Origin of the sequence: Enterobacter sp. NFIX58 (assembly GCF_900110475.1) — a bacterium.
GTDB classification, from domain to species: Bacteria; Pseudomonadota; Gammaproteobacteria; order Enterobacterales; family Enterobacteriaceae; genus Enterobacter; species Enterobacter quasiroggenkampii.
Map to the genome: position 1 here is coordinate 1 of NZ_FODW01000009.1, position 13350 is coordinate 13350.

Consider the following 13350-nt stretch of genomic DNA (forward strand, 5'->3'; position numbering starts at 1 on the left):
TCCTGAAGGAACGTTGAAGACGACGACGTTGATAGGTCGGGTGTGTAAGCGCAGCGATGCGTTGAGCTAACCGATACTAATGAACCGTGAGGCTTAACCTTACAACGCCGAAGATGTTTTGGCGAAGAGACGAACAATCAAAATTCAGCCTGATACAGATTAAACAGAATTTGCCTGGCGGCTTTAGCGCGGTGGTCCCACCTGACCCCATGCCGAACTCAGAAGTGAAACGCCGTAGCGCCGATGGTAGTGTGGGGTCTCCCCATGTGAGAGTAGGGAACTGCCAGGCATCAAATTAAGTAGTAAGCCGGTGCATTAATCCGGTGGTTACAAGCAGTCTTCGGTGGAGCGGTAGTTCAGTCGGTTAGAATACCTGCCTGTCACGCAGGGGGTCGCGGGTTCGAGTCCCGTCCGTTCCGCCACTTATTAAGACATTAAGCCTGCCTTACTGGCAGGCTTAATGGCAAAAAACTTTAGGGGCGTAGCTCAGTTGGTAGAGCACCGGTCTCCAAAACCGGGTGTCGCGAGTTCGAGTCTCTCCGCCCCTGCCATATATAATCCTTTGCTTCGGCAAAGGATTTTTTTTTGCCTGTAATCCTGTAAAAACGCCTCTTCTTACTATTCAGCCAGCATTCCTGCTGGCTGATGTATCAATCCATTACATTGATTTTTAATAGATCTTTTATCTGTGACTGCTTATCACTGTTTTGCAGCCAAATCGCATACAGCGGTCTGGTAAGCGTGGTGGAATCCAGCACCGTATGCAGCCCCGCTTTAGTGTCTGCCCAGCGAACAGGTAACCAGGTACAACCTCTCAGCAAGGGCAGTTGCTGACAGGCGATCTCCGCAGAGCTGGTCGTTAACTGTGGAACATCATCAGGTGCAATCAATCCCATCTCATGCTGCTGAAAATCTGGCCCCCATTCGAGGCGCAAATAGGTCAGGTCTGCCTTCATCATCGACGGTTCAGAGGCATACAGTGCCAGACCAAACTGACCGACGATCTGGCTGCTAAATTCGTCCATCTTGGGGGCTTCGGTTGTGATCAGAAGATCAAGCTGGCGCTCATGAAGTTGCTTAACCAGCGACTGCCGTTGCGCAATCCTGGCTTCAAATTGCAGGTGGCTATGAGAGTGATAAAGCCGGGTAAGCCACTGACTTAGCATACATTCCCACAGGGAAGCGCTGGCCCCTATCGAGAACTCATTATGCCTCGAAGTATGTGCAACCTCTTTGCGTGCCGCCTGCCAGGTATTCATCAGCGTTTCTGCGTACGGCAGCAGTTTTTCACCGGCGGGCGTGAGTCGAATATTGTTGCGATGGCGGGTAAAAAGATTCACACCCAGTTGATTTTCCAGCTGTCGAATACGAAAACTGACTGCTGACTGCGTCAGGTAAAGGGCTTCCGCTGCTCGCCCAAAGTGGCGTGTTCTGCTCACTTCAAGGAAAGTTTTAAGCAATTCCGTATCCACATCTTTCTCCGCAAAATTATTTGTCGTTATGATTTAAATGTTTTGTTTTACACTCTGTCAAGCGTAACTAATACTCCGCGCCATAAATAGCTCGGCCAAAGAATTAGGAGCGTGTAGGATGGCGGAAAGCTTTACGACGACTAATCGTTTTTTCGACAATAAACATTATCCGCGCGGGTTCTCTCGTCACGGCGATTTCACCATCAAAGAAGCTCAACTGCTTGAGCGCCATGGTTATGCCTTTAACGAGCTGGATCTGGGTAAGCGTGAACCTGCAACCGAAGACGAAAAACAGTTTGTTTCTGTTTGCCGTGGTGAGCGTGAGCCGCAGTCTGAAGCGGAACGTGTGTGGATCAAGTATATGGCACGCATTAAGCGTCCAAAGCGCTTCCATACGCTGTCTGGCGGTAAGCCGCAGATGGAAGGTGCAGAAGACTACACCGAGTCTGATGACTAAGATGATAAGAAGGGGCTACGGCCCCTTTTTTTATGCCAGCAACTTCTGCAGATGCAGCAGCAAACGATCGATAGCGCGATAGCTCAGCGCCTCCTGCAAGTGTTTCCTCTCAATGTCAGTACATCCCTCCACGTCAGCAATGGTTCTGGCCACTTTTAGCAAACGCTGCCACGCACGTATAGATAGCCCAAAGCGCGTCAACGTCTCCTCCAGCCATACCGCATCCTGACTGTTAAGGGCACAAAACTGCCGGATCCCGGCATTATCCAGCCGCGCATTTAGCCTGTTCTGACGAGTGTACTGTCGTGCCTGGGCGGCGATCACCCGCTCGCGTACCTTCGCAGAGCTTTCACCCGTGATGCCCGTCTGCCTGAGCAGGCCCGGAGGAGGAAGCGGGATTTCGAGAGATAAATCGAAACGGTCGAGGAACGGACCGGATAACTTTCCCAGATAGCGCAGCGTCTGCTCTGGCGTACAGCGGTTATGGTTGCCCTGGTAGTGGCCCGTCGGGCTGGGATTCATCGCAGCGACCAGTTGAAACTGCGCGGGATAGCTTATTTTGGCCCGCGTGCGCGAGATATGTATTTCGCCAGATTCAATAGGTTCTCTCAGCGCATCCAGCACGCGGCGCTCAAACTCGGGCAGTTCATCGAGAAACAGAATGCCATTGTGCGCCAGTGAGATCTCACCCGGCCCGGGGATAGACCCGCCGCCGACCATCGCCGTCAGTGAAGCGCTATGATGTGGGGAACGAAAAGGACGACGGCGCCACTGTTTTTGCAACGATGCAGAACTGATGAGGCTATATATGGCGGCGCTTTCCAGCGCTTCATGGTTATTGAGCGGTGGAAGTAACCCGCTCAGCCTGCTCGCCAGCATCGTTTTCCCCGTACCTGGCGGGCCAATCAACAGAAGATTGTGTCCACCTGCGGCCGTAATCTCCAGCGCCCGCTTCCCTTGCTCCTGTCCCATAATCTCGCTGAGATCCTCCGGGACGTCGGCTATAACCTCGTCACACTCCTCCGGTTCGGACAGTTCATGTCGTCCTTCCAGCCAGGCACAAACTTCCTGTAAATGTCCCGCGATGAGGCATCCTTTTTCCGCGATAAGACTCACTTCTGATGCGTTTTCATTGGCCACAATGATTTGCCGGCCTGCTCGTATGGCCTCCAGCGCTCCTGATATCGCGCCGGGAACGCCTCTCAGCGCGCCTGTGAGCGCGAGTTCACCCACGAACTCATACGAGCCTAGCCTTGTCGTATTAAGCTGCTCAGAAGCCGCGAGAAGGGCAATTGCGATAGGTAAATCGTATCGTCCCCCTTCTTTAGGCAGGTCGGCGGGAGCAAGGTTGATGGTGATCTTCTTCGCAGGGAAGGTATAACCGCTATTTATTATTGCGCTACGGACGCGATCCCTGGCTTCTTTAACCGTCGTTTCAGGTAACCCGACAAGCGTGAGTCCGGGCAGCCCATTACTCAAATGCACCTCTACGGAAACAAGCGGTGCCTTTACCCCGAGGGCCGCACGCGTATAAACAACTGACAGTGACATTTGCACTACCTCCTGGTGTGACTATGTCAGTGCTCGTTATGTTTGTTTATTGCCATTTCGTGAATTTACGCAGCTTGTTCAGGGATTTTAATGGCGCATTGCAACAATTTCATAATCGTGGAAAGCTCCTCGCAGAACGGAAAAATCCTGTTTTGACGGTTAGCACCACAGTAAAAAAATGAAAAATATTCATTTTCTAATTTCCGTATATAAAACAACGCTTTTAAGAAATATGATTCGCGGGCTAACCAAATCCGTCATAAATAAATCTTGTGTTTAATTTGAAAACTGTGATAACTCTTTAGGTATTCCTTCGAACAAGATGCAAAAAGAACTGAAAATGACAGCCCTTCTACGAGTGATTAGCCTGGTCGTGATTAGCGTGGTGGTGATTATTATCCCACCGTGCGGGGCTGCACTTGGACGAGGAAAGGCTTAGAAATCAAGCCTTAACGAACTAAGACCCCCGCACCGAAAGGTCCGGGGGTTTTTTTATGACTAAAAAAAGCAAATGAGGAGCAGAGAATGACGACTAGCACAAAATTCTGTTTCTCCCGATTTATGACGGGGAACTAACTATGAATGGGGCACAGTGGGTAGTACATGCGTTGCGCGCGCAGGGAGTCGAGACAGTATTCGGTTATCCGGGTGGCGCAATTATGCCGATTTACGATGCACTGTATGACGGCGGCGTGGAACATCTCTTGTGCCGACACGAGCAGGGCGCAGTGATGGCGGCCATTGGTTACGCCCGCGCGACCGGTAAAACCGGCGTGTGTATGGCGACGTCAGGCCCTGGCGCAACTAACCTGATCACCGGCCTGGCTGACGCGCTGCTGGATTCTGTTCCCGTTGTCGCCATCACCGGGCAGGTGGCGTCTCCGTTCATCGGTACCGACGCTTTTCAGGAGGTCGATGTACTGGGTTTATCGCTGGCCTGCACCAAACACAGTTTTCTCGTTCAGTCTCTGGAAGAGCTGCCGCGCGTCATGGCTGAAGCATTCGAGGTAGCCAGCTCCGGCCGCCCTGGCCCGGTTCTGGTGGATATCCCGAAAGATATCCAGGTCGCACTCGGCGAACTGGAGCCGCACTTCTCCACCGTTCGAAGCGACGACGCGTTTCCGCATGCGGCAGTTGAAGAGGCGCGTCAGATGCTGGCGCAGGCAAAACAGCCGATGCTGTACGTTGGCGGTGGCGTAGGCATGGCGCAGGCCGTTCCCGCCCTGCGTGAATTTATTGCGGTAACGCAAATGCCTGCCACCTGCACGCTGAAAGGGTTGGGTGCGGTAGATGCAGACTACCCGTACTATCTGGGCATGCTCGGGATGCACGGCACTAAAGCGGCAAACCTGGCGGTGCAGGCGTGCGATCTGCTCATCGCCGTCGGTGCCCGTTTTGACGACCGCGTTACCGGCAAGCTGAATACCTTTGCGCCGAACGCCAAAGTCATCCATATGGATATCGACCCGGCGGAGATGAACAAGCTGCGTCAGGCGCACGTCGCACTGCAGGGCGATCTCAACGCGCTGTTACCGGCATTGCAGCAGCCGCTGGATATCAACGCATGGCGTCAGCACACCGCCGATATGCGCGCTGAACACGCCTGGCGTTACGATCACCCGGGCGAGGCCATCTACGCGCCGCTGCTGTTGAAGCAGTTGTCCGACCGTAAACCGGCAAACAGCGTGGTGACGACCGATGTCGGCCAGCATCAGATGTGGTCAGCCCAGCACATGACCTACACCCGTCCGGAGAATTTCATCACTTCCAGCGGGTTAGGGACGATGGGCTTCGGTCTGCCAGCCGCCGTTGGCGCACAGGTTGCCCGCCCGAACGATACCGTAATCTGTATCTCCGGTGACGGCTCCTTCATGATGAACGTTCAGGAGCTCGGCACCGTTAAGCGCAAGCAGTTACCGCTGAAAATCGTCTTGCTCGACAACCAGCGTTTAGGGATGGTTCGCCAGTGGCAACAGCTGTTCTTCCAGGAGCGTTACAGCGAAACGACCCTTACCGATAACCCCGATTTCCTCACGCTGGCCAGCGCTTTTGGCATCCCTGGTCAGCACATCACCCGTAAAGATCAGGTTGAAGCGGCGCTCGACACCATGCTGAACAGCGAGGGGCCTTACCTGCTTCATGTCTCAATCGACGAACTCGAGAACGTCTGGCCGCTGGTACCGCCTGGTGCCAGTAACTCACAAATGATGGAGAAATTATCATGATGCAGCATCAGGTCGCCGTACAGGCTCGCTTCAACCCGGAAACCTTAGAGCGCGTTTTGCGTGTGGTGCGTCATCGTGGTTTTCAGATTTGCTCTATGAATATGGAGACGGCCACTGACGCCCAAAACATCAGTATCGAATTAACCGTTGCCAGCCCGCGGTCGGTCGACTTACTGTTTAGTCAGTTATCAAAGCTGGTAGACGTTGCCCATGTTGCCATCTGCCAGAGCACAACCACATCACAACAAATCCGCGCTTAAGCGTGACAGGACGAAAAAATGACGACAAAAAAAGCTGATTACATTTGGTTCAACGGTGAGATGGTTCGCTGGGAGGACGCGAAGGTCCACGTGATGTCCCACGCGCTGCATTACGGTACCTCCGTGTTTGAAGGCATCCGCTGCTACGATTCTCACAAAGGGCCAGTGGTGTTCCGCCATCGCGAACACATGCAGCGTCTGCATGACTCAGCCAAAATTTATCGTTTCCCGGTATCTCAGAGCGTGGATGAGCTGATGGAAGCCTGCCGCGACGTGATCCGTAAGAACAACCTGACCAGCGCCTATATTCGTCCGCTGGTCTTCGTGGGCGACGTCGGTATGGGCGTGAACCCGCCAGCGGGCTATACCACGGATGTGATCATTGCCGCGTTCCCGTGGGGGGCTTATCTGGGTGCAGAAGCCCTGGAACAGGGGATCGACGCAATGGTCTCTTCCTGGAACCGCGTTGCACCAAACACCATCCCGACCGCGGCTAAAGCGGGCGGTAACTACCTTTCTTCCCTGCTGGTCGGCAGCGAAGCGCGCCGTCACGGTTACCAGGAAGGTATCGCACTCGATGTAAATGGCTACATCTCCGAAGGCGCAGGTGAAAACCTGTTTGAAGTGAAAGACGGCATTCTGTTTACGCCGCCATTCACCTCGTCCGCGCTGCCGGGCATCACCCGTGACGCCATCATCAAGCTGGCGAAAGACTTGGGTATCGAAGTGCGCGAGCAGGTGCTGTCCCGCGAATCCCTCTATCTGGCCGATGAAGTATTTATGTCCGGTACTGCGGCTGAAATCACGCCGGTACGCAGCGTAGACGGTATCCAGGTGGGCGAAGGCCGCTGTGGCCCGGTCACCAAACGCATTCAGCAAGCGTTCTTTGGCCTCTTCACCGGCGAAACAGAAGATAAATACGGCTGGTTGGATCAGGTTAATCACTAAATATAAATTTGGGACGGCACGCACCGTCCCATTACATAGTCAGACGGGAGTAAATAAAGCATGCCTAAGTATCGTTCAGCCACCACCACCCACGGCCGTAACATGGCGGGTGCCCGCGCACTGTGGCGCGCCACCGGAATGACCGACGCCGATTTCGGCAAGCCAATTATCGCCGTGGTGAACTCCTTCACCCAGTTCGTACCGGGCCATGTGCACCTGCGCGATCTGGGTAAGCTGGTTGCCGAGCAAATCGAGGCCTCCGGCGGCGTGGCGAAAGAGTTCAACACCATTGCGGTGGATGACGGTATCGCGATGGGCCATGGGGGCATGCTCTATTCACTGCCGTCGCGCGAGCTGATCGCCGACTCGGTGGAGTACATGGTTAACGCCCACTGCGCCGATGCGATGGTCTGTATCTCCAACTGCGACAAAATCACCCCGGGGATGCTGATGGCCTCCCTGCGCCTGAATATTCCGGTGATCTTCGTCTCCGGTGGCCCAATGGAAGCGGGGAAAACCAAGCTCTCCGACAAAATCATCAAGCTCGACCTGGTCGATGCGATGATTCAGGGTGCGGATCCGAAGGTTTCTGACGAGCAGAGCGATCAGGTGGAACGCTCCGCGTGTCCGACCTGCGGCTCCTGTTCCGGTATGTTCACGGCTAACTCCATGAACTGCCTGACCGAAGCGCTGGGTCTGTCTCAGCCGGGCAACGGCTCGCTGCTGGCGACCCATGCCGACCGTAAGCAGCTGTTCCTCAATGCCGGTAAACGTATCGTTGAGCTGACTAAGCGCTACTACGAGCAGGACGACGCCAGCGCGCTGCCGCGCAGCATCGCCAGTAAAGCGGCATTCGAGAACGCCATGACCCTGGATATCGCCATGGGCGGCTCCACCAACACCGTTCTGCACCTGCTGGCCGCCGCGCAGGAAGCCGAAATCGACTTCACCATGAGCGACATCGACAAGCTTTCCCGTAAAGTGCCGCAGCTGTGTAAGGTTGCGCCAAGTACGCAGAAGTACCACATGGAAGACGTGCACCGTGCCGGTGGCGTCATCGGTATCCTCGGCGAGCTGGATCGCGCCGGGCTGCTGAACCGTGACGTGAAGAACGTGCTAGGGCTGACGCTGCCGGAGTCGCTGGACCAGTACGACGTGATGCTGACCAAAGACGACGCGGTAAAAAAAATGTTCCGCGCCGGTCCTGCCGGTATTCGTACCACGCAGGCATTCTCGCAGGATTGCCGCTGGGACACCCTGGACGATGACCGCGCCGAAGGCTGCATCCGCTCGCTGGAACACGCCTACAGCAAAGACGGCGGTCTGGCCGTGCTGTACGGTAACTTTGCGGAAAATGGCTGCATCGTGAAGACCGCTGGCGTGGACGACAGCATCCTGAAATTCACCGGTCCGGCGAAAGTGTACGAAAGCCAGGATGAAGCGGTAGACGCTATCCTGGGCGGTAAAGTGGTGGAAGGCGACGTGGTGGTCATCCGTTATGAAGGGCCAAAAGGCGGCCCGGGTATGCAGGAGATGCTCTACCCGACCACCTTCCTGAAATCGATGGGCCTCGGTAAAGCCTGCGCGCTGATCACCGACGGGCGTTTCTCCGGCGGCACCTCCGGCCTCTCTATCGGTCACGTTTCGCCGGAAGCGGCAAGCGGCGGCAACATCGCCATCATCGAAGACGGCGACCTGATCGAAATCGACATTCCGAATCGCGGCATTCAGCTCAAGCTGAGCGACCAGGAGATCGCGGCCCGTCGTGAAGCGCAGGAAGCGCGCGGCGACAAAGCCTGGACGCCGAAAGACCGTCAGCGTGAAGTCTCCTTCGCCCTGCGCGCCTACGCGAGCCTTGCCACCAGTGCAGATAAAGGCGCGGTGCGCGATAAATCGAAACTTGGGGGCTAACGATGGCCGAGTCGCAACCCTTATCCGCCGCCCCTGAGGGGGCGGAGTACCTGAGAGCGGTGCTGCGCGCGCCGGTCTATGAAGCCGTGCAGGTCACCCCCCTGCAGAAAATGGAAAAACTCTCTTCGCGCCTCGACAACGTTATCCTGGTGAAGCGCGAAGACCGCCAACCGGTGCACAGCTTTAAGCTACGCGGTGCCTACGCGATGATGGCCGGACTGACCGACGAGCAAAAAGCGCGCGGCGTGATTACCGCCTCGGCAGGTAACCATGCGCAAGGCGTGGCGTTCTCGTCTGCTCGCCTGGGTCTGAAAGCGCTAATTGTGATGCCGGTTGCTACCGCAGACATCAAGGTCGACGCGGTGCGCGGTTTCGGCGGCGAAGTCTTACTCCACGGGGCCAACTTTGACGAAGCCAAAGCCAAAGCGATTGAGCTGGCGCAGCAGCAGGGGTTCACCTGGGTGCCGCCATTCGACCACCCGATGGTGATTGCCGGGCAGGGGACGCTGGCGCTTGAACTGCTGCAGCAGGATGCCCATCTCGACCGCGTTTTTGTCCCGGTGGGCGGTGGCGGTTTAGCCGCAGGCGTGGCGGTGCTGATCAAACAGCTGATGCCGCAGATCAAAGTCATTGCCGTGGAAGCGGAAGACTCCGCCTGCCTGAAAGCGGCGCTGGAGGCCGGGCATCCGGTCGACCTGCCGCGCGTCGGGCTGTTTGCCGAGGGCGTGGCGGTGAAGCGTATTGGCGATGAAACGTTCCGCCTGTGCCGGGAATATCTCGACGATATCGTCACGGTGGATAGCGATGCCATCTGCGCGGCGATGAAAGATCTGTTCGAAGACGTGCGTGCGGTGGCGGAACCTTCCGGCGCGCTGGCACTGGCGGGCATGAAAAAATACATCGCACAGCACAACATCCGCGGCGAGCGTCTGGCGCACGTGCTTTCCGGTGCCAACGTGAACTTCCACGGTCTTCGCTACGTGTCCGAACGCTGCGAGCTGGGCGAACAGCGTGAAGCGCTGCTGGCGGTGACCATTCCGGAAGAGAAGGGCAGCTTCCTGAAGTTCTGTCAGCTGCTGGGCGGTCGTTCGGTGACGGAATTTAACTACCGTTTTGCCGATGCCAAAGATGCCTGCATTTTTGTCGGCGTGCGTCTGAGCCGTGGCGTGGAGGAGCGCAAAGAGATCCTCAACCTGCTTCATGAAGGCGGCTATAGCGTGGTCGATCTCTCCGACGATGAGATGGCGAAGCTGCACGTGCGTTACATGGTCGGTGGCCGTCCTTCGAAGCCGCTCAAAGAACGCCTGTTCAGCTTTGAGTTCCCGGAATCGCCGGGCGCGCTGCTCAAGTTCCTGCACACGCTGGGCACGCACTGGAACATCTCCCTTTTCCACTACCGCAGCCACGGCACCGACTACGGCCGCGTGCTGGCGGCGTTTGAACTGGGCGAGCACGAGCCCGATTTCGAAACGCGGCTGAACGAGCTGGGCTATGAGTGTCACGACGAAACCCATAACCCGGCGTTCCGCTTCTTCCTGGCAGGCTAAGGGGTGAGCTGCGCGTAGGCCGGGTAAGCGTAGCGCCACCCGGCTTTAGTGATTTGGCAATATCGTCCAGAACGCATCAATAAGCGGCTCATGCAGCCGCTTTTTTTGTGCGCATACGCCAAGCTCAAACGGCGTCTTCTCGTCGCTGCGTTCCAGAATCATCACGCGATTGCGCACCGGTTCCGGGCTGTTTTCCAGCACCACTTCCGGCAGTAGCGCCACGCCGCAGCCGAGCGCCACCATCGACACCATCGCCTCATGACCGCTGACGGTGGCGTAAATCGACGGGTTGCTGATTTTCTGGCGGCGGAACCACAGCTCAATGCGACGTCGCACCGGCCCCTGATCGGCCATGATAAACGGCACCGTCGACCAGTCCGGTTTTTCCACCGACACCTGGTTACGCACCGGGCAGGGCAGCGCCGGGGCAATCAGCACCACCGCCAGATTCTCCAGCATCGAGAACGCTACCGCGCCCGGCAGGGTTTCCGGCTTCCCGGCAATGGCGAGATCCGCTTCGCCCGTCACCACTTTTTCCATTGCGTCGGCGGCGTCACCGGTAGTGAGCTTAATTTCAACGGACGGATGCGCCGCGCGGAAGCGGTCAAGGATGGGCGGCAGATGGCTGTAGGCGGCGGTCACGGAGCAAAAAATATGCAGTTCGCCGGAGAGTGACGGCCCCTGCTGATCGATAGAGTGCCGCAGCTGCTGGTACTGCAACAGCGTCTGCTGGGCAAAAATGCGCAGCTCTTCGCCCGCTTCCGTGAGGGTGACGGTGCGGTTATCGCGCACGAACAGCGGCTGGCCAAGGTCTTCCTCAAGGCGTTGGATCTGGCGTGAAAGCGTGGAGGGGCTAACGTGCATCGCCCGCGCGCTGCGGCCAAAATGACGGCTTTCCGCCAGGTGAAGAAACATTTTCAGATCGCGTAAATCCACCGATTCCACTCCCTCTTTTTACATTGCAAAAATTGCAATGTGACGTTGTGAATATATCAATTTCCGCAATAAATTTCCTGTTGTAATGTGGGTACATTCTCGCTGAAACGCGAACCGAACAATAAGACACACAACATCACGAGGTATCACCCATGGCTAACTACTTTAATACACTGAACTTGCGCCAGCAGCTGGCGCAGCTGGGCAAATGCCGCTTCATGGCGCGCGACGAATTTGCCGATGGCGCAAGCTACCTTCAGGGTAAAAAAGTGGTCATCGTCGGCTGTGGCGCACAGGGTCTGAACCAGGGCCTGAACATGCGTGACTCCGGTCTGGATATCTCCTACGCCCTGCGCAAAGAAGCGATTGCCGAGAAGCGCGCTTCATGGCGTAAAGCGACCGAAAACGGCTTCAAAGTGGGTACCTACGAAGAGCTGATCCCGCAGGCGGATCTGGTGGTTAACCTGACGCCGGACAAGCAGCACTCTGACGTAGTGCGTTCCGTACAGCCGCTGATGAAAGACGGTGCCGCGCTGGGTTACTCCCACGGCTTTAACATCGTTGAAGTGGGCGAGCAGATCCGTAAAGACATCACCGTGGTGATGGTGGCACCGAAGTGCCCGGGTACCGAAGTACGTGAAGAGTACAAGCGTGGTTTCGGCGTGCCGACCCTGATCGCGGTACACCCGGAAAATGATCCGAAAGGCGAAGGTATGGCGATTGCCAAAGCATGGGCAGCGGCGACCGGCGGCCACCGTGCGGGCGTGCTGGAATCTTCCTTCGTTGCCGAAGTGAAATCTGACCTGATGGGCGAGCAGACCATCCTGTGCGGCATGCTGCAGGCCGGTTCTCTGCTGTGCTTCGATAAGCTGGTGGAAGAGGATACCGACCCGGCATACGCGGAAAAACTGATTCAGTTCGGCTGGGAAACCATCACCGAAGCGCTGAAGCAGGGCGGTATTACGCTGATGATGGACCGTCTGTCCAACCCGGCAAAACTGCGTGCTTACGCGCTGTCTGAACAGCTGAAAACCATCATGGCGCCGCTGTTCCAGAAACATATGGACGACATCATCTCCGGCGAGTTCTCTTCCGGCATGATGGCGGACTGGGCGAACGACGATAAGAAACTGCTGACCTGGCGTGAAGAGACCGGTAAAACCGCGTTCGAAACCGCGCCACAGTATGAAGGTAAAATCGGCGAGCAGGAGTACTTCGATAAAGGCGTGCTGATGATCGCGATGGTGAAAGCGGGCGTTGAGCTGGCGTTCGAAACCATGGTGGATTCCGGCATCATCGAAGAGTCTGCGTACTACGAATCACTGCACGAGCTGCCGCTGATTGCGAACACCATCGCTCGTAAGCGTCTGTACGAAATGAACGTGGTGATCTCTGATACCGCAGAATACGGTAACTACCTGTTCTCTTACGCCTGCGTACCGCTGCTGAAAGAGTTTATGACCACTCTGCAGACGGGCGATCTGGGTAAAGCGATTGCAGAAGGTGCCGTGGACAACGCGCAGCTGCGCGATGTGAATGAAGCGATTCGCAGCCACCAGATCGAGAAAGTGGGCCACAAACTGCGTGGCTACATGACCGATATGAAGCGTATCGCGGTAGCGGGTTAACAACTTTGTCGGGTGGCGCTTCGCTTACCCGACCTACAAAACCGTAAGATGTAGGCCGGGTAAGGCGTAGCCGCCACCCGGCTTTTTTATTTGCGATACAGCACTTTAATCACGTGGTAGCCGAACTGCGTGTGCAGCGGGCCGGTTGGCTCCAGCACCGGGCAGGAGAAGACCACTTTATCGAACGCCGGTACCATCTGACCCTGGCGGAATTCACCCAGATCGCCGCCGCGTTTGCCTGACGGACAGATGGAGTGCTTCTTCGCCAGTTTGCCGAAGTCGGCGCCGTTTTTGATCTGCTCCAGAAGATCCAGAGCCAGTTTCTCTTCTTTAACAAGAATATGCAGTGCTGCTGCTGTTTTTGCCATGATCGTGCCTTGAGTGGTATGGATTAGGCTCGCTATACTACCACGCT

At 56.3% G+C, this 13350-nt stretch carries 13 protein-coding genes, 2 tRNA genes and 2 rRNA genes; 13 read left to right on the top strand and 4 right to left on the bottom strand.

The window, feature by feature from the left end:
• From BMW97_RS21975 to BMW97_RS21990, 4 genes are all read left to right on the top strand, one after another.
• Positions 1-101, top strand: a 23S ribosomal RNA gene (locus BMW97_RS21975); the annotation flags it as partial.
• 72 nt (positions 102-173) lie between these two features.
• Positions 174-289: ribosomal RNA gene (gene rrf / locus BMW97_RS21980) — 5S ribosomal RNA — on the top strand.
• A 56-nt stretch (positions 290-345) separates the two neighbouring features.
• Positions 346-422, top strand: a tRNA-Asp gene (locus BMW97_RS21985).
• A 53-nt stretch (positions 423-475) separates the two neighbouring features.
• Positions 476-551 (top strand) — tRNA-Trp (locus BMW97_RS21990).
• Positions 552-650: 99 nt separating this feature from the next.
• Here the strand turns inward: BMW97_RS21990 and hdfR are convergent.
• Positions 651-1472, bottom strand: a complete 822-nt coding sequence (hdfR, locus tag BMW97_RS21995) for an HTH-type transcriptional regulator HdfR (RefSeq protein ID WP_045909251.1) — start codon at positions 1470-1472, stop codon at positions 651-653.
• Between the two features lie 118 nt (positions 1473-1590).
• Here hdfR and BMW97_RS22000 point away from each other — a divergent pair, with 118 nt between their 5' ends.
• The gene (locus tag BMW97_RS22000) at positions 1591-1929 is read left to right on the top strand and encodes a MaoP family protein (protein ID WP_008501577.1); all 339 of its coding nucleotides are present in this window, start codon (positions 1591-1593) and stop codon (positions 1927-1929) included.
• Positions 1930-1959: 30 nt separating this feature from the next.
• Here the strand turns inward: BMW97_RS22000 and BMW97_RS22005 are convergent, their stop codons facing one another.
• Positions 1960-3480, bottom strand: coding sequence for a YifB family Mg chelatase-like AAA ATPase (locus BMW97_RS22005; RefSeq protein ID WP_045909250.1), 1521 nt, complete (start codon positions 3478-3480; stop codon positions 1960-1962).
• A 340-nt stretch (positions 3481-3820) separates the two neighbouring features.
• Here BMW97_RS22005 and ilvL point away from each other — a divergent pair, with 340 nt between their 5' ends.
• From ilvL to ilvA, 7 genes are all read left to right on the top strand, one after another.
• Complete coding sequence (gene ilvL / locus BMW97_RS22010) at positions 3821-3919, top strand: ilv operon leader peptide (RefSeq protein WP_001311244.1); 99 nt, start codon at positions 3821-3823, stop codon at positions 3917-3919.
• A gap of 86 nt (positions 3920-4005) precedes the next feature.
• On the top strand, positions 4006-4056 hold the full coding sequence (gene ilvX, locus BMW97_RS24195; protein ID WP_166792073.1) for a peptide IlvX: 51 nt from the start codon (positions 4006-4008) through the stop codon (positions 4054-4056).
• A gap of 2 nt (positions 4057-4058) precedes the next feature.
• Positions 4059-5705, top strand: a complete 1647-nt coding sequence (gene ilvG, locus BMW97_RS22015) for an acetolactate synthase 2 catalytic subunit (protein WP_045909249.1) — start codon at positions 4059-4061, stop codon at positions 5703-5705.
• Positions 5702-5965: an acetolactate synthase 2 small subunit gene (gene ilvM / locus BMW97_RS22020; protein ID WP_006179206.1), complete on the top strand. Its 264-nt coding sequence runs from the start codon at positions 5702-5704 to the stop codon at positions 5963-5965. Before ilvG ends, ilvM begins: the two co-directional genes overlap by 4 nt.
• Positions 5966-5983: 18 nt before the next feature.
• The gene (gene ilvE, locus BMW97_RS22025) at positions 5984-6913 is read left to right on the top strand and encodes a branched-chain-amino-acid transaminase (RefSeq protein WP_023309654.1); all 930 of its coding nucleotides are present in this window, start codon (positions 5984-5986) and stop codon (positions 6911-6913) included.
• Between the two features lie 60 nt (positions 6914-6973).
• Entirely contained in the window at positions 6974-8824 is a 1851-nt protein-coding gene (gene ilvD / locus BMW97_RS22030) for a dihydroxy-acid dehydratase (RefSeq protein ID WP_045909248.1), read from the top strand.
• Between the two features lie 2 nt (positions 8825-8826).
• Positions 8827-10371, top strand: coding sequence for a threonine ammonia-lyase, biosynthetic (gene ilvA, locus BMW97_RS22035; protein WP_045909247.1), 1545 nt, complete (start codon positions 8827-8829; stop codon positions 10369-10371).
• A 45-nt stretch (positions 10372-10416) separates the two neighbouring features.
• On the opposite strand, the gene ilvY is transcribed toward ilvA, so the two are convergent.
• Positions 10417-11307, bottom strand: a complete 891-nt coding sequence (ilvY, locus tag BMW97_RS22040; protein ID WP_008501572.1) for an HTH-type transcriptional activator IlvY — start codon at positions 11305-11307, stop codon at positions 10417-10419.
• Between the two features lie 152 nt (positions 11308-11459).
• On the opposite strand from ilvY, the gene ilvC reads away from it, so the two are divergent.
• Entirely contained in the window at positions 11460-12935 is a 1476-nt protein-coding gene (ilvC, locus tag BMW97_RS22045; protein ID WP_045909246.1) for a ketol-acid reductoisomerase, read from the top strand.
• Positions 12936-13021: 86 nt separating this feature from the next.
• Here the strand turns inward: ilvC and ppiC are convergent, their stop codons facing one another.
• Positions 13022-13303 carry a peptidylprolyl isomerase PpiC gene (ppiC, locus tag BMW97_RS22050; protein ID WP_008501570.1) on the bottom strand — a complete coding sequence of 94 codons (282 nt, stop codon included), beginning with the start codon at positions 13301-13303 and terminating at the stop codon, positions 13022-13024.
• Positions 13304-13350 lie beyond the last annotated feature (47 nt).

Excerpts from the sequence above, each read along its gene's own strand:
- ilvC (WP_045909246.1), top strand. The coding sequence starts at position 11,460 with ATGGCTAACTACTTTAATACACTGAACTTGCGCCAGCAGCTGGCGCAG.
- BMW97_RS22005 (WP_045909250.1), bottom strand. The coding sequence starts at position 3,480 with ATGTCACTGTCAGTTGTTTATACGCGTGCGGCCCTCGGGGTAAAGGCA.
- ilvA (WP_045909247.1), top strand. The coding sequence starts at position 8,827 with ATGGCCGAGTCGCAACCCTTATCCGCCGCCCCTGAGGGGGCGGAGTAC.
- BMW97_RS22000 (WP_008501577.1), top strand. The coding sequence starts at position 1,591 with ATGGCGGAAAGCTTTACGACGACTAATCGTTTTTTCGACAATAAACAT.
- ilvE (WP_023309654.1), top strand. The coding sequence starts at position 5,984 with ATGACGACAAAAAAAGCTGATTACATTTGGTTCAACGGTGAGATGGTT.
- ilvD (WP_045909248.1), top strand. The coding sequence starts at position 6,974 with ATGCCTAAGTATCGTTCAGCCACCACCACCCACGGCCGTAACATGGCG.
- ppiC (WP_008501570.1), bottom strand. The coding sequence starts at position 13,303 with ATGGCAAAAACAGCAGCAGCACTGCATATTCTTGTTAAAGAAGAGAAA.
- ilvM (WP_006179206.1), top strand. The coding sequence starts at position 5,702 with ATGATGCAGCATCAGGTCGCCGTACAGGCTCGCTTCAACCCGGAAACC.
- ilvG (WP_045909249.1), top strand. The coding sequence starts at position 4,059 with ATGAATGGGGCACAGTGGGTAGTACATGCGTTGCGCGCGCAGGGAGTC.
- ilvL (WP_001311244.1), top strand. The coding sequence starts at position 3,821 with ATGACAGCCCTTCTACGAGTGATTAGCCTGGTCGTGATTAGCGTGGTG.